This is a genomic window from Streptococcus sp. UBA4344 (assembly GCF_002393675.1).
Classification (GTDB): domain Bacteria; phylum Bacillota; class Bacilli; order Lactobacillales; family Streptococcaceae; genus Streptococcus; species Streptococcus vicugnae.
Map to the genome: position 1 here is coordinate 43519 of NZ_DGTE01000015.1, position 20582 is coordinate 64100.

Consider the following 20582-nt stretch of genomic DNA (forward strand, 5'->3'; position numbering starts at 1 on the left):
ATCAAAAAGCTGCTCAACACCTCTGTTAAGCAGTTTTCATTGCCTTAAATCAAGTCTAATCTTGCAAATGCATTGTACAGTCCATCTTCTTCGACATCATCAGTCACCATGTCTGCCATGGCTAAAATCTCTGGGCCACCATTTCCCATAGAAATGCCAATCTCACAACATTCAAGCATCGGGATATCCACCTTAGCATCTCCAAAAGCAATGGTATCTTTTCTATCAGCTTTTAAATGTTCCAAAAGAACATCAATGGCATGTGCTTTGGTAATATCCTTGACACCTAGATCACCAAACAATGCCGTCTCACCACGACCACCCCATGTTCCAGCTTTTAAATTTGGGAAAACTTTGGCTGAATCCAAATGATCTTGGTAAGAGTTCAAAATAAAGCTGACTTTATTCAAATCATCACGGTACAATTCTTCACCATACACCAAGCCATGAAGAGCATCCTCTGCTTCCATGTGCTCCACTTCTTCTGCTGATTTTCCTTTTTGCATGACGTATTGACGCATGACTGGACGTGCTGCCTCTTTAAAGTTTTCAGATGCAAATAAACCATTATTTGATTCTAGGTAAAATTCCAATCCTCTTTCATGCAACCAATCTACGATGGCCTTTGAATCTTCTTTTGAAATCATTTGATGCATGATAACTTGACCATCATGTTCCACATAAGAACCATTTCCGCCAATCATCCCGTCTAAGCCAATTTCCCAAAGTTCAGGTTGCATCTCTGCACGACTACGACCTGTACAGACAAAGACGGCATGTCCGTTCTCACGCGCTTTTCGAATAGCTTTGACCGCTGATTCTGGAATACGATTATGATAATCAACCAAAGTCCCGTCAACATCTAAAAAAATAATTTTACTCACAGCACTGTCCTCTTCGTTTTTTAATGCCTCTATTTTACTAAGAAAAGTTTGAAAACGATAGTTATATCTTACGAAAAACTGATACTTTCCTCTGCTATTTTTAACCACAAACTAATACTAACCCCCCTCAAGCAACTTAGTTGCATTTCTAATCTAAAATCGCTATGATGAATCCATGGAACTTATTAAAAAATTGCTAGCACACCTACCTTACCGTGCTAGTTTTTATGATAAAGATTTAAAACTTATATACAGTAATAACCGTTCAGATGGATCTTTTTTCTCTGATGATGAGGAAGAGAAAGAATTGCCACAATGGGTTTGGGGTTTGGACTAGCCTTGAACAAGCACCAGAACAAGCCCTTCATTTTCAAATTCCTACCGAATCATTTGACCGTATCTTATTTCAAACTTATCAAGCAGTTAAAGATGATTCTGGTGAACTTATGGGTGTTATTACTTTTATCCAAGACTTAAAGCCTGTTCTGGCAAGTTACCTAAATGAATCTGGTCAAGCAATCGTTGGATGGTCTGATGTGACATCAGGTCCTTCTAACACCAACCCAATTTTTGATGATTAAAAAAGAGCCAAAAGGCTCTTTTTGTTATTCTTAATCACGATATATCGGTTGAGCACCGTATGTTTGAGACACTGGCATCATTTCAATACGGTTGAAATTAACATGTTCTGGTTGACTAGCCACCCAAGAAACAGTGCTTGCGATATCTTCTGGCGTAATGGCGTTCGCTCCTTCGTAAAGTTTCTCAGCACGTTCATCGTCACCTTTGAAGCGGACATTTGAGAACTCTGTTCCTTCACAAAGCCCTGGTTCGATATTCGTCACACGAATCTTTGTCCCAGCAAGATCAGCACGCAAATTTAGCGAGAATTGTTTGACGAAGGCTTTTGATGCACCGTAAACATTGGCACCTGGGTATGGAATAGTTCCTGCTGTTGACCCAAGGTTAATAACCATCCCTGAATTACGCTTAACCATGTCTGGTAAGACTTGGCGTGTCAGATAAACAAGACCTACGATATTAGTATTAATCATGGTCATCCAGTCAGTAAAATCGGCCTCAAATGCCTTGTCTAAACCAAGTGCCAAACCAGCATTATTAACTAAAAGGTCGATGTGTTGCCAAGCTTCTGGTAAACTTGCTAAAGCTTGATCAATCAGCTGAGTATCTGAAACATCCATCTGTAATGGATAAACCTTGTCCTTATCAAGTTCGTCTTGCAAGCTCTGCAATTTTTCCAAGCGACGTGCGCTTGCAATCACTTGATAACCATCTTCAACTAACTTTTTAACAATGGCTCTACCAAACCCAGCAGATGCTCCTGTTACTAATGCAATTTTTATCATTCTATTCTCTTTCTAAATCTATAAATATAAGAAAGTCAGTTGGCTAAACGACCAACTGATTTTTTTAGTTATTCATGTCATTAACAATCAACAGCTTGAGCTGCTGTGATAATCGCTAATTTATAAATATCTTCAGCACTTGAACCACGTGATAAATCATTGACTGGCTTATTCAACCCTTGAAGGATTGGCCCAATCGCTTCAAACATACCAAGTCGTTGAGCAATCTTATAACCAATGTTACCTGATTGAAGATCTGGGAAGATAAAGACGTTTGCTTGACCTGCAACCTTACTATCTGGTGCTTTAACAGCTGCTGTACTTGGAACAAAAGCAGCATCAAATTGTAATTCACCATCAATAGCTAGCTCAGGTTCACGCCCCTTAGCCAATTGAGTTGCTTCACGAACTTTGTCAGCTTGAGGAGCTTTAGCACTACCTTTTGTTGAAAAGCTAAGCATGGCAATTTTAGGGTCAATATCAAAAATTCTTGCTGTATCAGCAGTATTCAAGGCAATTTCAGACAATTCTTGAGCATTCGGATCAATATTAATAGCACAATCCGCAAAAATAAAACGTTGATCAGTGCTTTCACGATTCATCAAGAAGACACCTGACGTTCTGGAAATACCGGGCTTTGTCTTGATAATTTGAAGTGCTGGACGAACAGTATCCGCAGTTGAGTGAGCAGCACCAGAAACCATACCATCCGCTAACCCTAGTTTAACCAACATAACACCAAAGTAATTGACGTCTTTTAGGAGACGATCAGCGTCTTCAGGAGTTGCTTTACCTTTTCGGATTTCAAGAAAGGCTTCCTTCATTTCATCAAACTTATCATAAGTTTGAGGGTTAATGATGACATAGTTTTGATCTGCAAAACCGAATTTAGCCAATAATTCTCGAACTTCCGTAGCTTCTCCCAAAATAATTGGTTCAACCAAACCTTCAAATTTTAAACGAGCGGCTGCACGAAGAACACGTTCATCATTTCCTTCAGGAAAAACAATTTTAAGGTTTTTACCAATAATCTTTTCCCTTAAGCTACCAAATAAAGATCGAATTCCCATAAAAATTAACCTTCCATCTAATTTTGTTGTAGCTCCATGATAACGCTATCAAAGTCATCTGTCAAGTTTGTAGTCTGGATTATCTCTTCATTTGTGTAAGGGTTAACAAAGCGCAAATAATGGCAATGTAGCGCCTGACGTGTGATACCAAAATCCATGCGTCCACCATACATATCGTCTCCTAAAAGTGGAAAACCAATATGAGAAAAATGAACACGAATCTGGTGCGTACGACCAGTATGAAGTCGAATATCTACCAGAGCAACTTCCCCAAAACGTTCGACAACACGATAACTAGTATGAGCATATTTTCCAGAAGGATGAACACAACGTGTGATAATACTATCTTCTGAGCGAGCAATCGGAGCAATAATCTCACCCTCATCTGCTAATTCACCCTGCCCAGAAACCAAAGCATAATAGCGTTTTTCAATTGTTTTATTCTGCAGTTGCTTATCAAGTCTCGCATGAGCATAACCATGTTTTGCAAAAAGCATTAACCCACTCGTATCCTTATCAAGACGTGTGACAATGTGCACTTGTTTATTTGGATAATTTTGTTCTAAATAATAATGTTTCACAAAGTTAGCAATGGTATTTGAATGCAAAACGCTTGGAATACTAGCAAAACCATGTGGCTTATTTAAAATTAAAAAGTGCTCGTCTTCGTAGGCAATATTAAGGTCATGTTTGACCGGAATCAAGGTTTCATGTTCTTGTTCATCAGGAATTTCAATTGTAACAAGGTCCCCTTCATCCAATAAATAAATGGCATTTTGCTCAACGCCATTTACCCAAATATTACCACCTTTAAATTTCACTTTGGCTAACAAGCCTTTTGAGACATCATGTCCCTTTAAAAATGTTTTTACTTTTGTTCGTCGGTCCGCAACAAAATCAAATCTCACGAATCTACTTCTCCTATAAAGGCATCTCTCACGCGCTCCCAGAAACTAGTATGGAAGGGTGTTGCCACAAAACTAATTTTTTTATTGTCAATACAATATTCAATTTTAGACACATTTTTATAATGCATGGTCTTATTATCGATTGATACTGTATAAACGCCCTGACGTTTAGGGACAATTTCAATCTTGTCTTTTTTAGGAACAATGACTGAAGATCCTAGTGTGCGATAAACGCGATTATTAAGACTAGAAATTTCTGTTAATTGCATGGCTTCCATCGTCGGATGCAAAATAGCACCACCTAAAGATTTATTGTAAGCCGTACTTCCTGTTGGTGTCGATACCGAAATACCATCACCACGGAAACGTTCTAACTTCACTTTATCGATGATAACATCAGCAACCATTGTTTTTTCAATACGTTTAATAGCTACTTCATTAAGCGCACGCGCCTTGACCACACGCCCATCATCTAATGTGATTTTAGCTCGTAAAACAGGATACGAAGCTTTACGTCCTTTATCAGATCGCAAATTTTCAATTAACTTCTCAACTTCAAAATCTCGATAATCAGTGTAAAAACCAAGATGACCAGTATGAATTCCCACAAAACGCACTTTATCAAGGATTTTCTCATACATGTGAAAGGCAGATAAAAGCATGCCATCACCACCAATGGAAATGACAATATCTGGATCCTTTTTAGACAAATAGAATCGTTTATCTTCCTTGAAAGCCGCAAAAAGTTTTGAGGCAACTCGTCTACTTTGATATTTCCCGTTTGCTACAATAGCAACACGCGTCACTTTATCTGTAATATTCGTCTGTGTCATCACTATTTCCTACACCATCACTTAATTTCCGACTTGCGGGATCAAATAAAAGCTGTGCTTCCCTAATATCCTCGCGAATTTTTCGCATCTCTTCATCCAGCTCAAGCGCAATCTTTGCCGTTGTTTCCAAACGTTTTTTAATCTCATCAGGAAACTCGCCTTTATATTTATAGTTCAATGAATGTTCAATCGTTGCCCAGAAGTTCATGGCAAGTGTTCTAATCTGAATCTCAGCTAGAACTGTTTTTTGACCATCAATGGTATCAACGGGATATTCCACAATAACATGGTATGAACGATAACCACTGGCTTTCATATGCGTGATGTAATCACGTTCCTGCACGATTTTCATATCATGTCGACTACGTAAAAGTGCCAAAACTTCATCAACGTCATCAACAAATTGAACCATAATACGAAGACCAGCAATATCTTGCAAATCTTGAGCAATATTCTCTGGTTTAATCCCGCGTAGCACCATTTTTTCCTTGATACTTTCGACTGATTTAACGCGACCAGTCACAAATTCAATCGGCGAATGTCGATTTTGTTTACGGAATTGCTTACGAATCCCACGCAATTTAATCTTCAGTTCACCAACAGTTTGTATATATGGATCTAAAAATTTCTCCCAATCCATAAGGTTTCCTTCCTAATGGACCTGTCACGCGGACATGACCAATCCTTGTCAAAAAATTGACTTTTGTATAGAATTAATATAATAAACTTATTATACCATACTTTTATGGACAAAAAAGGAAAATTATTTTTATGACACACCTTGAAATTGAGTACAAAACATTACTCACTAAAGACGAATTCAATCGTCTAAATAGTCAACTCTCACATGTTACGCCTATTACACAGACGAACTACTACTTCGATTCAGAGAATTTCGATATGAAAGCTCACCGTATGTCTCTTCGCATTCGGACATTGCCAAATCGTGCAGAGATTACATTGAAAATTCCGAAAGAAGTTGGAAATTTAGAGTACAACTACGACTTAAGTGTCGCTGAAGCAAAAGAAATCATCAAATCAGGAAAATTTCCAGAAGTTGATTTCCTAAAGCTTATTGAAGAAAATGGTGTTAAACTATCGAGCCTTAAAAATTTTGGTAGTCTCACGACAACGCGTCGTGAAACCATGACTGATATTGGTCTTATGGCTCTTGATAGCAACCAGTATGCTGATATCAAAGATTATGAACTTGAACTTGAAGTTGAGAATGCTGAAAAAGGTAAAAAAGATTTTGATAACTTCTTAGCTCAGCACGACATTGATTTCAAGTATGCTAAAAGCAAAGTTGCTCGCTTTAGCGCAACCCTTAAGCGAATTTAACCACGCTTTTTCCTTAGAAAATGCTGAATTATTTCAGTTTTTTTGGTAAAATATAAGTATTAATTTTAAAGGAGTTTATTTATATCATGGCAGAACATTACGCCGACAAACAATTCAAGCTTTTTTCTCTTTCTTCTAACGTAGAGATTGCACAAAAAATCGCGGACGAAGTTGGAGTCCCTCTTGGAAAAGTGTCAACACGCAAGTTTTCAGACGGCGAAATCATGATTAACATCGAAGAAACAGTTCGTGGTGATGATATCTACATCATCCAATCAACTAGTTACCCTGTTAATGACAACCTTTGGGAACTCTTGATTATGGTAGACGCTTGTAAACGTGCCAGCGCCCACACTGTCAATGTCGTTATCCCTTACTTTGGATATTCACGTCAAGACCGCATCGCTGCATCACGTGAACCAATCACAGCTAAACTTGTAGCAAACATGCTTGTTAAAGCTGGAGTTGACCGTCTTTTGACACTTGATCTTCACGCTGTTCAAGTACAAGGTTTCTTTGATGTCCCAGTTGATAACCTCTTTACTGTTCCATTGTTTGCTAAATACTACTGCGACCTTGGTTTGAAAGGTGAAGACGTTGTTGTTGTCAGCCCTAAAAACTCTGGTATCAAACGTGCTCGTAGCTTGGCTCAAACTCTCGACTCACCAATCGCTATCATCGACTATGCTGAAGATGATGCACACCGTGAAGAAGGATACATCATCGGTGAAGTTGCAGGTAAAAAAGCAATCCTTATCGATGACATCTTGAACACAGGTAAAACATTTGCTGAAGCTGCTAAAATCGTTGAACGCAATGGTGCAACTGAAATCTACGCCGTAGCAAGCCACGGATTATTTGCTGGCGCTGCTGCAGAAAGCCTTGATGCTGCTCCTATCAAAGAAATTTTAGTAACTGACTCAGTTGCTACTAACGAACGCTTGCCAAAAAATATTAAATATCTTTCAGCAAGCAAGTTGATTGCTGATGCGATTATTCGTATCCACGAAAAAACTCCGCTCAGCCCATTGTTCTCATATAACGCTAAAAAGGATTAATTTAATATATGATATATCTCGATAATGCTGCAACTACCCCTCTCACACCTTCTGTTATTGATGCAATGACAGAAATCATGGCTAACGATTTTGGTAACCCATCAAGTATTCATGGAATTGGACGTCACGCTAACCAGCGTTTGCGTTCATACCGCCAAACAATTGCCTCAGCTTTAAAAACTGACCCACGCCGCATTATCTTTACTTCTGGAGCTACTGAAAGTAACAACACTGCCATCAAAGGCTATGCTCTCGCTAATCAAACTAAAGGAAAACACATCATTACGACTTCCATCGAACACCATTCAGTGCTTCACACAATGGAGTATCTGGAAAAACGCTTTGGTTTTGAAATTACTTATTTAAAACCGGAAAATGATCATATTTCTGCAAAACAAGTAGCTGACGCTCTTCGTGATGACACGATTTTAGTCAGCACAATGTTTGCTAACAATGAAACTGGTGATTTGCTCCCTGTTAAAGAAATTGGTGAACTGCTTCAAGACCACCAAGCTGCTTTTCATGTCGATGCTGTTCAAGCAATCGGGAAAATTGATGTTTATCCTGAAGAGATTAAAGCTGATTTCCTTTCAGCTTCTGCTCATAAATTCCACGGACCAAAAGGTGTGGGTATTCTTTACTCAACACCTCAACACTTTGATAATTTGCTCCTTGGTGGAGAGCAAGAAGAAAAACGTCGAGCTAGTACTGAAAATATGATTGGTATTGCTGGTATGGCACAAGCCTTATCAGACGCTGTTGCTAATAAAGATGATAACTACAAACACGTCCAAGATTTGCGTCAAGCATTCCTTGATGCTATTTCTGGATTAGATTATTACATCAACGGTAGCCAAAACAAAATGCCACACGTGCTTAATATTGGTTTTCCAAATAAAAACAACGGTATTCTCCTAACACAACTTGACTTAGCTGGTATCGCTGTCTCAACTGGTTCTGCTTGTACCGCTGGTACTGTTGATCCAAGTCATGTTTTGGCAAGCCTATATGGTGAAGATTCACCACGTTTGACAGAATCAATTCGCGTTAGCTTCTCTGAACTTAACACTATTGAAGAAGTTCAAGAACTCGCTAAAAAATTAAAAGAAATTGTAGGAAAATAGGATGGCATTTGAAAAAGAAATCACTTTAAAAGACTGTCTTTACAGCTATGCTATTAGCGATAACATTAAAAAATACACGCTTCGTGACACAACTTTTGTACAAAATCGTGTCGGTAATTACGAATTAACGCGTTTATTGGAAAAAGTGCCTAATTCAGGTGACGGATTCCCATTGAAAATCACTATCAATAAAGATTTAACAGGTTTTAAACTAAGCATCACTGATAAGTCAGGCCTTCGCTTTGTTAACATCTTCAAATCTGAAGATAATAAAATTCTTCAAGAGAAATTCTATTTCTTGATGGACAGCCTCGTTGAACGTGATATTTTCACTAAAAAAGAAGCTTAATCAATAAAAACAACTCCAAAGCTACTTCTCATTAGCCTTGGAGTTGTTTTTTTACTCTATTTTGTAAAATTTGTTTTTAATTTCACAAAGTTTTTGTTACAATAGATGTAACAAGTAAAAGGGAGATGGTATTGTGACTACTGAGAAATCTATTCCTAAAGCAACAGCTAAGCGACTCTCACTTTATTATCGTATTTTTAAACGTTTTAATACAGATAATGTCGAAAAAGCAAGTTCAAAACAAATTGCAGATGCTATGGGAATCGATTCTGCGACAGTCCGCCGAGATTTTTCATATTTTGGTGAACTAGGAAGACGTGGCTTTGGCTACGATGTCAAAAAACTAATGAATTTCTTCGCTGATATTTTGAACGACCACTCTACAACAAATGTTTTGTTGGTAGGCTGCGGAAATATCGGACGAGCATTACTTCACTACCGCTTCCATGATCGTAATAAGATGCAAATCGCTATGGCTTTTGACACAGATGACAATGAAATTGTTGGGCATCAAACTTCTGATGGTATTCCTGTTTATGGAATCTCATCACTCAAAGAGCACGCACAAGAGGCTGGCATTGAGACTGCTATCTTAACAGTTCCAAGTACTAAAGCTCAAGAAGTTGCTGATATTTTAGTTGAGGCTGGTATCCGAGGAATTTTAAGTTTCTCTCCTGTCCATCTTAATGTCCCTAAAGGTGTGATTGTTCAATATGTTGACTTAACAAGTGAATTACAGACACTTCTTTACTTTATGAGTCAATCTAACCAATAATAAAACAAAATCCAACTGCTTTTTGCTTAGCTAAGTTTGTTTAGTATTAGAATACTTTTTATTGCCTGAGAAATGATATCTCGGGTTTTTCTTATAAATTACAACACATCTGTCTCTTCTCTAAAACTATAATATTGGTATTTCCCTACTATAATATGATCTAAAAAAATTAACCCAATATCCTCACAGGCTCGCTTCATTTTCTCAGTAAAACGTAAATCGTTCTCACTTGGTGACGGAGAACCAGATGGATGATTGTGAACAATGATGATAGATATCGCCATATTCTTACAAGCATAGTACAAAATCTCACGAGGTTCTGCTATAGAACGTCGTACTGAACCAATAAAAATGGTCCGCTGTTCAATAATCCGATTTTGACTGTCTAAATAAATGGCTACTAAATGTTCTTGCTTGTGGTCGCTCAACTCCAACATCATCTTTCTTGCTAAACGCTCACTACTCATAATACGCTCTTTTTGAATGTATTCTGCTTTACTGATACGCTTGGCTAGTTCAATCATTGCTTTGATTTCAATGGATTTGACATAACCAATCCCTTTTATCTTTTGTAGTTCTTGCAAGGATAAATGCTGAAAATCAGCAAGTGACTCTATATGCTTTAAAATATCATTAGCAACTTCTAAAACAGGTCTTGTTTTGGTGCCTGTCCGCAATAAAATAGACAATAGTTCTTGATTACTTAAGCGCTCTGCTCCCAAATCTCTTAAACGCTCACGCGGCAACATGGCATCTGTTTTCATTTCAATTGCATACATAAAAATACCTCCACTTATTTATTCGTAAGTTAGAGGTATTTTTCAATTCAATTATTCTAAAAGATTTTGTTGTCGCTTAGCAACATTATCCTTAATGATTTGATAAAGACTTGCTGCCAAAGGTACAGCGACTAGCATTCCAAGGATACCCCATAAAGCACCGCCGATTGTGATTGCCATTAAGACCCACATACCTGGTAATCCAATTGAACCACCAACGACACGCGGATAAATGACATTCCCTTCAAATTGTTGTAAAACAATCAAGTAAACTAAAAAGAGAAACGCTTGTGAAACGGATTGTGTGGCAATTAAGATAAAACCAATGGTCGCTCCGATATAAGCACCAATAACAGGAATTAATGCCGTAAATGCAACTAAAATACCAATTGTTGCCGCATAAGGGAAACTAAATAGAAACATTCCTACTGCTGTCAAGCTACCAAGAATCATTGCTTCTAAAGTCTGTCCTACAAAGAAACCATGAAATCTATTGTGTAAAATCCCTAAGACATAATGAACAGTTTTAGCATATCTTCCCAAATAAGAATCAATCAAAAGATTAAATTGGCGAGCCAGTTGCTCTTTACTAGCCAAAACATAAATTGAGAAGACTAAACTAATAAAGACATTAAGCAAAGTTGAGGCAATAGTGCTCACAGATGTGAGGATTCCTGTCAAAACTGACAACACTTGATTCAAAATCTGTTGGCTGTAATCTGATAAAGTTGATGTGACATCTGATGAATTTCCAAAATAATCAAACAGTTCTTTGATAGCCTTATTATCACTCACTTCTTTAATAAAATTAGCAATACCAGTCGTATCAATCTTCAGCAAGGAATTAATACTTGAAATCAAATCAGGCAGGACAATCGAAAAGAGCCAGCTAATCAAAAAAATAAAGGTTAAGTAAGCTAGAATCATTGAGACAGCTCGTTTTACCTTTAAAAGGTATTTATTTTTAATAAAACGAGTAAAAATCATCTCATAAAGACTCATTACGATATTGACAATATAAGCAATACCAGCACCTATCAGAAAAGGTTGACTAGCCCTAATAACCGTCGTAACTAACGATGCTCCTGTACTCCAATAAGCTTGAATAGCATAACATATCACAAAAGCAAGAACTATATAATAAACATTTTTTTTCTCAAATTTCATGGGAAATAAGTTCTCCTTCATTCAGTTATTCCCATTATAGCAAATTTTATTAAAATGTCGAAAAGTCTGCTGTTTTACTGATAGTCATCACTTTTGCTTACGTTCATAAACATATTCTTGTGAACTTGGGTCATATATTGATTGAACAAGCATGTCTTCTCCGTCATCCGTAATTTTAAAAATAGCACAATTCGCGAGACGTTTTTTAGGAACCGGTGGATTTTTGGTAGCGTGTAAATAAAATTGAGTAATGGCTCCACCGTGACTAACAAATAAAAGAGTCTCATCTTCTTTACTTTCTTCTACAATATCATGAATTGTCTGATACATTCGTTCATAAACTTGAACATTGGATTCGCCACCATAAGCCACAAAATAATCACGATAACCTGAACCATCTTCACGATGTAAAGGTGGATTGAGGTATTCTTGGTGCGCTTCGTAAGAACCAAAATCCATTTCTTTTAGTCCTTTCAAACGAATATAATCCGTTCGACCAGTTGCTAGCTCTGCTGTGTCACAAGCTCTTTCTTGAGTTGATGAATAAACACGGGTAAAATGAATTCCCTCTTGCTCAAAATACCGTCTTGCTGCCTTAGCTTGTTCAATACCAAGTTCTGTCAAGGGGGAATCGCAGGCTCCTTGGATACGTCCCTGAAGATTAAAACGCGTTTGACCATGTCGCATCACATAAAAAGTTTTAATCATTTTTACTCCCCTTCAAATGAATAAGTCTTAAATGCCTTGGTTGGTAAAATCAATTTTTGCAACTCTAACTGTTCTTGATGATATTGGAACTCACAAATAGCACAATTTGAAAAGCCAACTCCCTCTGGAAATTGAATACCGAGCTGCAGACAAATACCCCACATCGTTGCTCCATGGCTAACCATTAAAATGTTATCAGCATGATTATCATTTGCCAGCACTTCAAGAATGCTGTCCAACCCCCGCTTACCAACTGTTACAATGTCCTCGCCACCAAAAGGCACCAACAAATCTTCAAACGAATTAGCACCTGCTCTAAATTTTGGCAAAAGAAATTCAGGCTGTGCTTCAAACTCACCAAAGTTCATCTCTTTGATGCCTTTTAATTGAATGACTTGTGATTGACCAGATACTAATTTAGCAGTATCTGTCGCTCGTTCTTGCGTTGAAGAATAAACACTATCAAACCAAATGCTATTTTCATTAAAATAATCTTTGGCAAGAAGAGCTTGCTGAATACCTAAATCTGTTAGAGGCGAATCGCAAGCTCCCTGCACACGCCCTTGTGTATTAAATAAGGTCTCGCCATGGCGCATCAAATACAATTTTGTTGCCATTTATATCATTTCCCTTCCTAGCAAATAAACTCAGCTGAAAAAGCCCAACTGAGTTTAGACTATTAATCATTTAAAATATTAGCACCACGCGTTGCAATTAAATCTTTGTAATAGTAGAAAGAATCTTTGCGTGAACGGTTGAATGTCCCATTTCCTTGGTCGTCAGCATCGACATAAACAAATCCATAACGTTTTGACATTTCAGACGTTGATGCTGAAACAAGATCTGTACAACCCCACCAAGTATATCCCATTAAATCGACACCGTCTTCGATTGCTTCATACATTTGTTTGACGTGAGATTCAAGGTAGTCGATACGATATTGGTCGTGAATTGAACCGTCCTCTTCTACTTTATCAAGAGCACCTAGACCATTTTCAACAACCATAAGTGGTACTTGGTAACGATCATAAAGTTTATTCAAAGTAATACGAAGACCAACAGGATCAATTTGCCAACCCCAATCTGAAGCTTCAAGATATGGATTTGGTTCACTTAGAATAAGATTTCCAGCTGTCTCTTCACCAGATTTTTTCTTGCGTGCAATCGAACTCATATAGTATGAGAATGACATGAAGTCAACAGGATATTTTTCAAGAATTTCTAAATCTCCATCAGCAATTTCTAATTCGATATCGTTTTCCTTAAAGAAACGTTTAGCATACGATGGGTATTTCCCACGAACTTGAACGTCCGAGAAGAAAAGATTTTCATGATCTTTTTTGATTTCTTCCATCACATCATCGGGGTTACACGTTGCTGGATAAGCTTGCATACGCGCTAACATACAACCGATTTTAAAATCAGGATTAATTTCATGACCAACTTTTGTTGCCAAACTTGATGCCACAAATTGGTGATGCGCTGCTTGATACATCTCTTGCAAATTCAATTTACCATCGTCAAATAAGAGGCCACCAGACAAGTAACCTGTCATACCAATAATGTTGATTTCGTTAAAAGTCAACCAGTATTTGACTTTATCTTTGTAGCGATTAAAGACTGTTTCAGCGTAACGCACAAAGCAATCAATCACTTTACGATTCTTCCAACCGCCATATTCTGTGATTAGATGAATTGGAAATTCATAATGTGACAATGTCACAAGTGGTTCGATGCCATACTTGTTAAGTTCATCAAAAACACTATCGTAAAACGCTAAACCTGCTTCGTTTGGCGTCGCATCATCGCCATTTGGAAAAATTCGTGACCAGGCAATTGACATACGGAAAGTCTTAAAGCCCATTTCCGCATAAAGAGCGATGTCTTCTTTATAACGGTGATAAAAATCTGATCCCCAACGTTTTGGATACAAGCCTTCAGTATCACTCAAAGCCGCATCTAGTTTAGCACGAGTCATTGGTGTGTTAAACTCGCTTCCCATTGATTTTCGTTCTTCTGGTGCTACTGCTCGTGACGTATCAGATGTAGCTGGTCCTCGACCATCAACATTCCATGCTCCTTCAAACTGATTGGCAGCTGTTGCACCACCCCACAAAAAATCTTTTGGAAATTGTTTTGTCATATTTTATCACCTCATATTTTAGTTTACTCTTGTATTATATATTGAATTGTAAGTGTTTTCTATCACTATCATCTTAAAAAACAATACTATCATAAGATTTCTAGATAAAAGCTTCTCTTACTAGAAAATAGCTTTCAGAAAAAAGAAATTACTCATTAAAACAATTTGAAAATTTAAGCCATTCTATAGAAGAAAATTTGACAAAAGCCCTTTCTCTCTATATAATTAATTAGTTGAAATTATTCTATTTTTTCTGAAAATGGGAAATATATTTTAATAAGTAGTACTTATTTAGTGGCTAAAAGATAAAAAATCATATGATGATTTACCCTTTAACCAATGATTAAAGTACTATGACTGACTTAGGAGTTTGATTATGTATGATTTTCTATCGTCTTTAGACAGTCTAGTCTGGGGACCACCTCTTCTTGTTCTACTTGTTGGTACAGGAATTTATTTATCTTCTCGCTTAGGTTTGTTGCAAGTTTTTCGCCTTCCAAAGGCTTTGAAACTTATCTTCACGTCTGAAGCGAAAGGTAAAGGGGATATTTCAAGTTTTGCAGCACTCGCAACTGCCCTTGCGGCAACAGTTGGTACAGGTAACATCGTTGGGGTTGCAACAGCCATCAAGCTTGGTGGACCTGGAGCACTTCTTTGGATGTGGATGGCCGCCTTCTTCGGAATGGCTACTAAATACGCTGAAGGTGTTTTAGCAATTAAATACCGTACAACTGATGCTAATGGTGAAATCTCTGGTGGCCCAATGCACTATATTGTTAATGGGATGGGAAAACACTGGAAACCTTTAGCAATCGCCTTCTCAATCTTTGGAGTAATGGTTGCTCTATTTGGTTCAGGTACTTTTACACAAGTCAATTCAATTACTGATTCACTTAGTAATACTGTTGGCTGGTCACCAAAAATTATCAGTGTCGTTTTAGCCGTTCTTGTTAGTATTATTATTTTCGGTGGTATTCAATCTATTTCAAAAGTTGCTGAAAAAATCGTTCCATTTATGGCAATTATTTACATTCTAGCAACTATCACTATTCTTGCTTTCCACTGTGATCAAATTATTCCAAGTATCGGCTTAGTCATTAAATCAGCCTTTACTGGAAAAGCAGCTACTGGTGGTTTTGCTGGAGCAACAGTCATTACAGCTATCCAAGCCGGTATTGCTCGTGGTATCTTCTCTAATGAGTCTGGTCTTGGTTCTGCACCAATTGCTGCTGCCGCTGCTAAAACTGATCAACCAGTTGAACAAGGTCTTGTATCAATGACTGGTACTTTCATTGATACTATTATTATTTGTACTTTAACTGGTTTGTCAATTATCGTCACTGGTGGTTGGTCAAGCAAACTTAACGGAGCAACTTTAACACAGTCTGCTTTCTCTACTGTTTTTGGCAACTTCGGTGTCTATGCATTGACTTTTAGCTTGATTCTCTTTGCTTTTACAACTATTCTTGGATGGGGTTATTATGGAGAACGGTGTTTTGAATTCCTTTTCGGAGTGAAAGCTATTCCGGTTTACCGTATCATTTTCATTGCTATGGTTGCTCTAGGTGGTTACATCAGCCTTGAAACTATTTGGGTTATCGCTGATATCGTTAACGGTTTGATGGCAATTCCTAACTTGATTGCCTTACTTGCCCTTTCACCAGTTATCATTAAAGAAACAAAACAATATTTTGATAGTCATAGATAAAAAAGCTAGGTTTTTAACCTAGCTTTTTTACTCTCTTTATCACTTATAAGAAAGCGCTTCTCAGGCGCATTCTAATGCCCCATCAGCTTGTTTTAGTGATATAATAGAAGATAGCCTTAATTTAAAACAATTTACTTATGTACTATTATAACCTCATTTGAATAAAGGAGGCATTTCTTATGTCAACACCAGAAGAAAATCTTCGTTTAGCAAAACGAGGACCCATTGTCAGTATCATCGCTTACCTTGTCATTACTTTGCTAAAGCTCATTACTGGTTACTTTTTAAATTCATCTTCATTGATTGCTGATGGTTTTAATAACTTATCTGATATCCTCGGAAATGTTGTGCTTTTAATTGGACTTCATTTAGCCAGTAAACCTGCCGATGAAGATCACCGCTTCGGACATTGGAAAATGGAAGACTTATCTAGTTTAATCACTTCGTTTATCATGTTCTATATCGGTTTTAAAGTTCTCTTTCAAACCATCCAAAAAATCATCTCAGGTAGTTTAACACCAATTGATCCTGAAGGTGCTATTATCGGTGTCATCTCAGCTTTAATTATGTACGGTGTTTACCTTCATAATAAACGCCTCTCAAAGCGTGTTAAATCAAGTGCATTATTAGCTGCTTCAAAAGATAACCTTTCAGATGCTATTACTTCTATTGGTACCTCTGTGGCTATCCTAGCAGCCTCATTTAACTTGGTCATCATTGATAGGCTAGCAGCTATCGTTATTACTTATTTCATCTTAAAAACCGCTTATGATATTTTCATGGAAAGTGCCTTTAGTTTGTCAGATGGCTTTGATCAAAAAGAACTTAAAAAATACAAAGAAGCCATTCTAAAACTTCCAAAAGTCTCAAATGTGAAATCTCAACGTGGTCGCTCTTACGGAAGCAATATTTATCTTGATATCGTTGTTGAAATGAATCCAGACTTATCAGTTTATGAAAGCCATGAGATCACAGAACAAATCGAAGAACTTCTTCGTAAAGATTTCTCTGTTTACGATACTGATGTTCACGTGGAACCCGGAGCTATTCCAGAAGATGAAATTTGGGATAATGTTTACAAGAAACTCTATAAAGCAGAAAAAACAATCCTTGCTAAAATTCCGGATTACGAAGAATTAATCTCAGACAGCTTCTATCTCATAGATGTAGATGGCCAATCATATACCAAGTCTGAGATGACTGCTCGAGAAAGACATTATATGAGTAACATTAAAGATTTTGAAATGACTTCTATTAGCCAAAAAACAAAACTCATCACTTACAAACTTGATGATAAAACTCACACTAGTATCTGGAGACGTAAGGAAAAATGGTTCCTTGTCTTTCACCAAATCACCCCACAAATTAATAATTTTCAAGATTAACCTCAAAACCAGGATTTTAATTCCTGGTTTTTTAGATGCTTAGAATTAATCAGTTATTTTAATTAACCGGTTAACCATTTTATATTATAACACTCTCAAATGGATATTCAAGGAAAAACATTTAAAAGATAATAAAAAGTTCTAAGCATTTCTACTTAGAACTTTAAGACATTATTTTTTAACAGCATCAGTTGCGACATCATTACCAAACCATTTGTTTGAGATTTCTTGGAATTTACCTTCTTGATAAAGTTTTTGGAAAGCCTGATTGATTTTCTTAACCAATGTTTTATCAGCTTTTCTAGCACCAACAGCAAAGTCTTCGCCATCAAATTCGCTAGAAATGATATTGTAGTTATCCAGTTCACCTTCTTGCTCAAGGTAATAGTTGGCATAAACTTTATCAATCAAGAGTCCATCAATACGATCATTTTTAAGGTCAATAAGCGCTTGTGTGAAAGTTTCATACTGAGTTGCATCTCCACCAGATACAATATCTTTCAAAACTTTCGGATTAGCATTAAAAGCATCGTAACCTGACGAACCTGATTGAGCACCAAGAACTTTGCCTTTCATGCCAGCAAAGCTTGTAATACCTGATGATTTTTTAGTTACCAATACTTGTTCATTGACCATGTAAGGATTTGTAAAGAGAACTTTATCAGCACGTTCATCAGTCATAGAATAACCATTCCAAATCAGATCAATTGTACCATTGTTCAACTCAGTTTCTTTCATATCCCAGTTGATTGATTGCCATTTAACTTTGATACCATATTCTGCAAAAACTGCATTAGCTAAATCGATATCAAACCCAACATTTTTTCCGTCTTCATCTTCATATCCCATAGGAACAAAAGTATTATCAAAACCAATAGTGATTTTACCATCTTTTGTGTAAGTATCCCATTGATCAGTTTTAACAACTTTTTTTGAAGATGATGAACCACAAGCAGCTAAAGTAACTGTTGCAACTAGCGCAAAAGCACTTAAAAGAACTTTTTTGAATTTCATAACGCACCTAATAAGACTTTCTTTTATTTTGGATTAATTTTTAAAATGTGATCTGAAATAGTTTCTGCAAATTGCAAATCATGGGTTACTACAATCTGAGTCATTCCAGCTTCACGGTTTTGTAAAATCAACTTTTCAACTTCTTGACGCAACTCAGGGTCAAGTGCTGACGTTGGTTCATCGTAACCAATAATTTGTGGATCAATCATCATCGCACGTGCCAAGGCAACACGTTGCTTTTGACCACCAGATAGTGAGTAAGGATAGGCATCCGCATGTTCTCCTAAACCAAGACGTTTCAGAAGACCAAGCGCCTTTTCCTTTGCAGCTTCTTTTGTCATTCCCATTGTTTTAACAGGAGACAAAATCAAATTATCTAATACTGACAAATGTGGGAACAATTGAAAATCTTGGAATACAAAACCAAGTAAATTAAGTGTCTCTAAGTGATCAATTGGAACAACTTCACCATTGTAGATAATCTCACCTGAATCAATTTTTTCAAGACCAGCTAACATACGAAGTAAAGTCGTCTTACCACCACCTGAAGGTCCAACGAGAGACAAAATTTTACCATCTTCAATTGTTAAATTAAAATGATCAAAAATTTTCTTTTGACCAAACTGTTTGGAAATATTTTTTAATTCTAACATCTGGTCACCTCTTATTTATAATAATCAAATTTTTTCTCAGTTTGTTTTGAAATCAAAGTTACAATACCAATCATGAGCAAGTAAATAGCTCCCGCAACGAACATTGGTGCTAAAGTTGCATCACGGTTGGCTGCTGTTTTACTAGCAAGTAATAAATCACCCACACCAAGGACATAAACAAGCGAAGAATCTTTGACAAGGTTGATAATTTCGTTGAACACACTTGGTAAAACAATTTTGAAAACCTGCGGCAAAATAATATAGTGAATAGTTTGCAACTGGTTCAATTTCAAAACTTTTGCAGCTTCATATTGCCCCTTAGGAATAGCCGCAATCCCACCACGGAAAATTTCAGCAAAATAAGCCGCATAATTTAAAGTAAAGGCTAAAATTGCAGCAGGCATGCGATCCATAACTACTCCTACACTTGGTAAGACATAGTAGAAGAAAATTAATTGTAAAAGCAATGGTGTACCACGCATAATCCATACATATAAAGTCAGCAACCATTGCAAAGGTTTAAATTTAATCTGCATTAAAAAAGCTAAGATAGCACCAAACGGAATGGAAAGCACAATAACAATACAGAAAACTTGCAATGTTACTGCAGCGCCATCTAACAAGCTTGGCAGAACTTGTGAAATATATGACATGTTATCTCCTAAAAAGAATTTGTTACTATTGTAGTATTATATCAAATTTTAAAGCAATTTGGGAGCAATGAAGAATATTTTATCATTTGACCTTATAAAAATAAAACGATATAACATAACTATATTTACGTAAAACGATTAGCTAGTAAAAAACGCTATGGAATATTTAATCCATAGCGTTACCTTAATTATAGTTTTTTAACAAACTCTGATTTTAATTTCATAGCACCGAATCCATCGATTTTACAATCAATATTGTGGTCACCTTCAACAAGACGAATGTTTTTCACACGTGTTCCTTGTTTAAGATCTTTTGGTGCACCTTTTACTTTCAGGTTTTTCACGATAGTAACACTATCCCCATCAGCAAGACGAGTACCGTTGCTATCAAGGACAACCAAGCCATCTTCTTCTTCAACTGAATCGCTTGGATTCCATTCATAAGCACACTCTGGGCAAACTAACATTAATCCATCTTCGTAAACATACTCAGAGTTACATTTTGGACAATTTGGTAAAGACATAATTTCTCCTTATCAAAAATAGCTATAACTTTATGACTGTCCTAAAGTTAAAAGTTACATTATCCATTCTACCTTAGAAAATAAGTTTTGGCAAGAGATTATTCAACAGTAACCGATTTCGCAAGGTTACGAGGTTTAT

The 20582-nt window shown here is 36.8% G+C and carries 24 protein-coding genes; 9 read left to right on the forward strand and 15 right to left on the reverse strand.

Features of this window, described 5'->3' with window-relative positions:
• Positions 1-44: 44 nt before the first annotated feature.
• A complete protein-coding gene (locus tag B4D49_RS02785; RefSeq protein ID WP_286783117.1) occupies positions 45-884 on the reverse strand; it encodes a Cof-type HAD-IIB family hydrolase in 840 nt (279 codons plus the stop codon).
• Between the two features lie 175 nt (positions 885-1059).
• Between B4D49_RS02785 and B4D49_RS02790 the strand changes: the two genes are divergently transcribed.
• Positions 1060-1221, forward strand: coding sequence for a hypothetical protein (locus B4D49_RS02790; RefSeq protein WP_286783118.1), 162 nt, complete (start codon positions 1060-1062; stop codon positions 1219-1221).
• Positions 1172-1465, forward strand: a complete 294-nt coding sequence (locus B4D49_RS02795; protein ID WP_286783119.1) for a hypothetical protein — start codon at positions 1172-1174, stop codon at positions 1463-1465. The genes B4D49_RS02790 and B4D49_RS02795 overlap by 50 nt, the downstream gene beginning before the upstream one ends.
• A gap of 30 nt (positions 1466-1495) precedes the next feature.
• On the opposite strand, the gene B4D49_RS02800 is transcribed toward B4D49_RS02795, so the two are convergent.
• The 5 genes from B4D49_RS02800 to B4D49_RS02820 all read right to left on the reverse strand — a co-directional run bounded on the left by B4D49_RS02800 (position 1496) and on the right by B4D49_RS02820 (position 5702).
• Entirely contained in the window at positions 1496-2251 is a 756-nt protein-coding gene (locus tag B4D49_RS02800; RefSeq protein ID WP_199544045.1) for an SDR family oxidoreductase, read from the reverse strand.
• Positions 2252-2331: 80 nt separating this feature from the next.
• Positions 2332-3321: a phosphate acetyltransferase gene (pta, locus tag B4D49_RS02805; protein WP_132868769.1), complete on the reverse strand. Its 990-nt coding sequence runs from the start codon at positions 3319-3321 to the stop codon at positions 2332-2334.
• Between the two features lie 17 nt (positions 3322-3338).
• Positions 3339-4229, reverse strand: coding sequence for an RluA family pseudouridine synthase (locus tag B4D49_RS02810; RefSeq protein WP_286783120.1), 891 nt, complete (start codon positions 4227-4229; stop codon positions 3339-3341).
• Positions 4226-5062: an NAD kinase gene (locus B4D49_RS02815; protein WP_132868767.1), complete on the reverse strand. Its 837-nt coding sequence runs from the start codon at positions 5060-5062 to the stop codon at positions 4226-4228. Before B4D49_RS02815 ends, B4D49_RS02810 begins: the two co-directional genes overlap by 4 nt.
• The gene (locus B4D49_RS02820) at positions 5037-5702 is read right to left on the reverse strand and encodes a GTP pyrophosphokinase (protein WP_132868766.1); all 666 of its coding nucleotides are present in this window, start codon (positions 5700-5702) and stop codon (positions 5037-5039) included. Before B4D49_RS02820 ends, B4D49_RS02815 begins: the two co-directional genes overlap by 26 nt.
• Before the next feature lie 131 nt (positions 5703-5833).
• On the opposite strand from B4D49_RS02820, the gene B4D49_RS02825 reads away from it, so the two are divergent.
• The 5 genes from B4D49_RS02825 to B4D49_RS02845 all read left to right on the forward strand — a co-directional run bounded on the left by B4D49_RS02825 (position 5834) and on the right by B4D49_RS02845 (position 9709).
• Positions 5834-6403 carry a CYTH domain-containing protein gene (locus tag B4D49_RS02825; RefSeq protein WP_074482148.1) on the forward strand — a complete coding sequence of 190 codons (570 nt, stop codon included), beginning with the start codon at positions 5834-5836 and terminating at the stop codon, positions 6401-6403.
• An 86-nt stretch (positions 6404-6489) separates the two neighbouring features.
• Positions 6490-7461 (forward strand): ribose-phosphate diphosphokinase, encoded by a 972-nt coding sequence (locus B4D49_RS02830; protein WP_132868764.1) that lies wholly within the window; start codon positions 6490-6492, stop codon positions 7459-7461.
• Between the two features lie 8 nt (positions 7462-7469).
• Positions 7470-8585, forward strand: a complete 1116-nt coding sequence (locus B4D49_RS02835; RefSeq protein WP_286783121.1) for a cysteine desulfurase family protein — start codon at positions 7470-7472, stop codon at positions 8583-8585.
• 1 nt (position 8586) lies between these two features.
• Entirely contained in the window at positions 8587-8934 is a 348-nt protein-coding gene (locus B4D49_RS02840; RefSeq protein WP_074482145.1) for a DUF1831 domain-containing protein, read from the forward strand.
• A 133-nt stretch (positions 8935-9067) separates the two neighbouring features.
• The gene (locus B4D49_RS02845) at positions 9068-9709 is read left to right on the forward strand and encodes a redox-sensing transcriptional repressor Rex (RefSeq protein WP_039696977.1); all 642 of its coding nucleotides are present in this window, start codon (positions 9068-9070) and stop codon (positions 9707-9709) included.
• 98 nt (positions 9710-9807) lie between these two features.
• Here the strand turns inward: B4D49_RS02845 and radC are convergent, their stop codons facing one another.
• The 5 genes from radC to B4D49_RS02870 all read right to left on the reverse strand — a co-directional run bounded on the left by radC (position 9808) and on the right by B4D49_RS02870 (position 14506).
• Positions 9808-10488 (reverse strand): RadC family protein, encoded by a 681-nt coding sequence (gene radC / locus B4D49_RS02850; protein WP_286783122.1) that lies wholly within the window; start codon positions 10486-10488, stop codon positions 9808-9810.
• A 51-nt stretch (positions 10489-10539) separates the two neighbouring features.
• Positions 10540-11655, reverse strand: a complete 1116-nt coding sequence (locus B4D49_RS02855; RefSeq protein WP_286783123.1) for an AI-2E family transporter — start codon at positions 11653-11655, stop codon at positions 10540-10542.
• An 87-nt stretch (positions 11656-11742) separates the two neighbouring features.
• On the reverse strand, positions 11743-12363 hold the full coding sequence (locus B4D49_RS02860) for a histidine phosphatase family protein (protein ID WP_286783124.1): 621 nt from the start codon (positions 12361-12363) through the stop codon (positions 11743-11745).
• Positions 12364-12365: 2 nt separating this feature from the next.
• Complete coding sequence (locus B4D49_RS02865; protein WP_286783125.1) at positions 12366-12980, reverse strand: histidine phosphatase family protein; 615 nt, start codon at positions 12978-12980, stop codon at positions 12366-12368.
• A gap of 62 nt (positions 12981-13042) precedes the next feature.
• Positions 13043-14506, reverse strand: a complete 1464-nt coding sequence (locus tag B4D49_RS02870; protein ID WP_286783126.1) for a glycoside hydrolase family 1 protein — start codon at positions 14504-14506, stop codon at positions 13043-13045.
• 376 nt (positions 14507-14882) lie between these two features.
• Between B4D49_RS02870 and B4D49_RS02875 the strand changes: the two genes are divergently transcribed.
• Complete coding sequence (locus B4D49_RS02875; protein WP_199544058.1) at positions 14883-16214, forward strand: alanine/glycine:cation symporter family protein; 1332 nt, start codon at positions 14883-14885, stop codon at positions 16212-16214.
• Between the two features lie 179 nt (positions 16215-16393).
• Positions 16394-17599: a cation diffusion facilitator family transporter gene (locus tag B4D49_RS02880; RefSeq protein WP_286783127.1), complete on the forward strand. Its 1206-nt coding sequence runs from the start codon at positions 16394-16396 to the stop codon at positions 17597-17599.
• Positions 17600-17770: 171 nt separating this feature from the next.
• Here the strand turns inward: B4D49_RS02880 and B4D49_RS02885 are convergent, their stop codons facing one another.
• From B4D49_RS02885 to B4D49_RS02900, 4 genes are all read right to left on the reverse strand, one after another.
• Complete coding sequence (locus B4D49_RS02885) at positions 17771-18613, reverse strand: amino acid ABC transporter substrate-binding protein (RefSeq protein ID WP_286783128.1); 843 nt, start codon at positions 18611-18613, stop codon at positions 17771-17773.
• Positions 18614-18636: 23 nt separating this feature from the next.
• A complete protein-coding gene (locus B4D49_RS02890) occupies positions 18637-19266 on the reverse strand; it encodes an amino acid ABC transporter ATP-binding protein (RefSeq protein WP_074482136.1) in 630 nt (209 codons plus the stop codon).
• An 11-nt stretch (positions 19267-19277) separates the two neighbouring features.
• The gene (locus tag B4D49_RS02895) at positions 19278-19919 is read right to left on the reverse strand and encodes an amino acid ABC transporter permease (protein WP_199544062.1); all 642 of its coding nucleotides are present in this window, start codon (positions 19917-19919) and stop codon (positions 19278-19280) included.
• Between the two features lie 188 nt (positions 19920-20107).
• Positions 20108-20443, reverse strand: a complete 336-nt coding sequence (locus B4D49_RS02900; protein ID WP_021142189.1) for a zinc ribbon domain-containing protein YjdM — start codon at positions 20441-20443, stop codon at positions 20108-20110.
• Positions 20444-20582: the final 139 nt, after the last annotated feature.

Bases quoted from the DNA above. Each gene is read 5' to 3' on its own strand.
- B4D49_RS02800 (WP_199544045.1), bottom strand. From the start codon at position 2,251: ATGATAAAAATTGCATTAGTAACAGGAGCATCTGCTGGGTTTGGTAGA.
- B4D49_RS02855 (WP_286783123.1), bottom strand. From the start codon at position 11,655: ATGAAATTTGAGAAAAAAAATGTTTATTATATAGTTCTTGCTTTTGTG.
- pta (WP_132868769.1), bottom strand. From the start codon at position 3,321: ATGGGAATTCGATCTTTATTTGGTAGCTTAAGGGAAAAGATTATTGGT.
- B4D49_RS02865 (WP_286783125.1), bottom strand. From the start codon at position 12,980: ATGGCAACAAAATTGTATTTGATGCGCCATGGCGAGACCTTATTTAAT.
- B4D49_RS02835 (WP_286783121.1), top strand. From the start codon at position 7,470: ATGATATATCTCGATAATGCTGCAACTACCCCTCTCACACCTTCTGTT.
- B4D49_RS02830 (WP_132868764.1), top strand. From the start codon at position 6,490: ATGGCAGAACATTACGCCGACAAACAATTCAAGCTTTTTTCTCTTTCT.
- B4D49_RS02795 (WP_286783119.1), top strand. From the start codon at position 1,172: ATGATGAGGAAGAGAAAGAATTGCCACAATGGGTTTGGGGTTTGGACT.
- B4D49_RS02890 (WP_074482136.1), bottom strand. From the start codon at position 19,266: ATGTTAGAATTAAAAAATATTTCCAAACAGTTTGGTCAAAAGAAAATT.
- B4D49_RS02860 (WP_286783124.1), bottom strand. From the start codon at position 12,363: ATGATTAAAACTTTTTATGTGATGCGACATGGTCAAACGCGTTTTAAT.
- B4D49_RS02870 (WP_286783126.1), bottom strand. From the start codon at position 14,506: ATGACAAAACAATTTCCAAAAGATTTTTTGTGGGGTGGTGCAACAGCT.
- B4D49_RS02790 (WP_286783118.1), top strand. From the start codon at position 1,060: ATGGAACTTATTAAAAAATTGCTAGCACACCTACCTTACCGTGCTAGT.
- B4D49_RS02895 (WP_199544062.1), bottom strand. From the start codon at position 19,919: ATGTCATATATTTCACAAGTTCTGCCAAGCTTGTTAGATGGCGCTGCA.
- B4D49_RS02840 (WP_074482145.1), top strand. From the start codon at position 8,587: ATGGCATTTGAAAAAGAAATCACTTTAAAAGACTGTCTTTACAGCTAT.
- B4D49_RS02880 (WP_286783127.1), top strand. From the start codon at position 16,394: ATGTCAACACCAGAAGAAAATCTTCGTTTAGCAAAACGAGGACCCATT.
- B4D49_RS02820 (WP_132868766.1), bottom strand. From the start codon at position 5,702: ATGGATTGGGAGAAATTTTTAGATCCATATATACAAACTGTTGGTGAA.
- B4D49_RS02825 (WP_074482148.1), top strand. From the start codon at position 5,834: ATGACACACCTTGAAATTGAGTACAAAACATTACTCACTAAAGACGAA.
- B4D49_RS02875 (WP_199544058.1), top strand. From the start codon at position 14,883: ATGTATGATTTTCTATCGTCTTTAGACAGTCTAGTCTGGGGACCACCT.
- B4D49_RS02900 (WP_021142189.1), bottom strand. From the start codon at position 20,443: ATGTCTTTACCAAATTGTCCAAAATGTAACTCTGAGTATGTTTACGAA.
- B4D49_RS02815 (WP_132868767.1), bottom strand. From the start codon at position 5,062: ATGACACAGACGAATATTACAGATAAAGTGACGCGTGTTGCTATTGTA.
- radC (WP_286783122.1), bottom strand. From the start codon at position 10,488: ATGTATGCAATTGAAATGAAAACAGATGCCATGTTGCCGCGTGAGCGT.
- B4D49_RS02885 (WP_286783128.1), bottom strand. From the start codon at position 18,613: ATGAAATTCAAAAAAGTTCTTTTAAGTGCTTTTGCGCTAGTTGCAACA.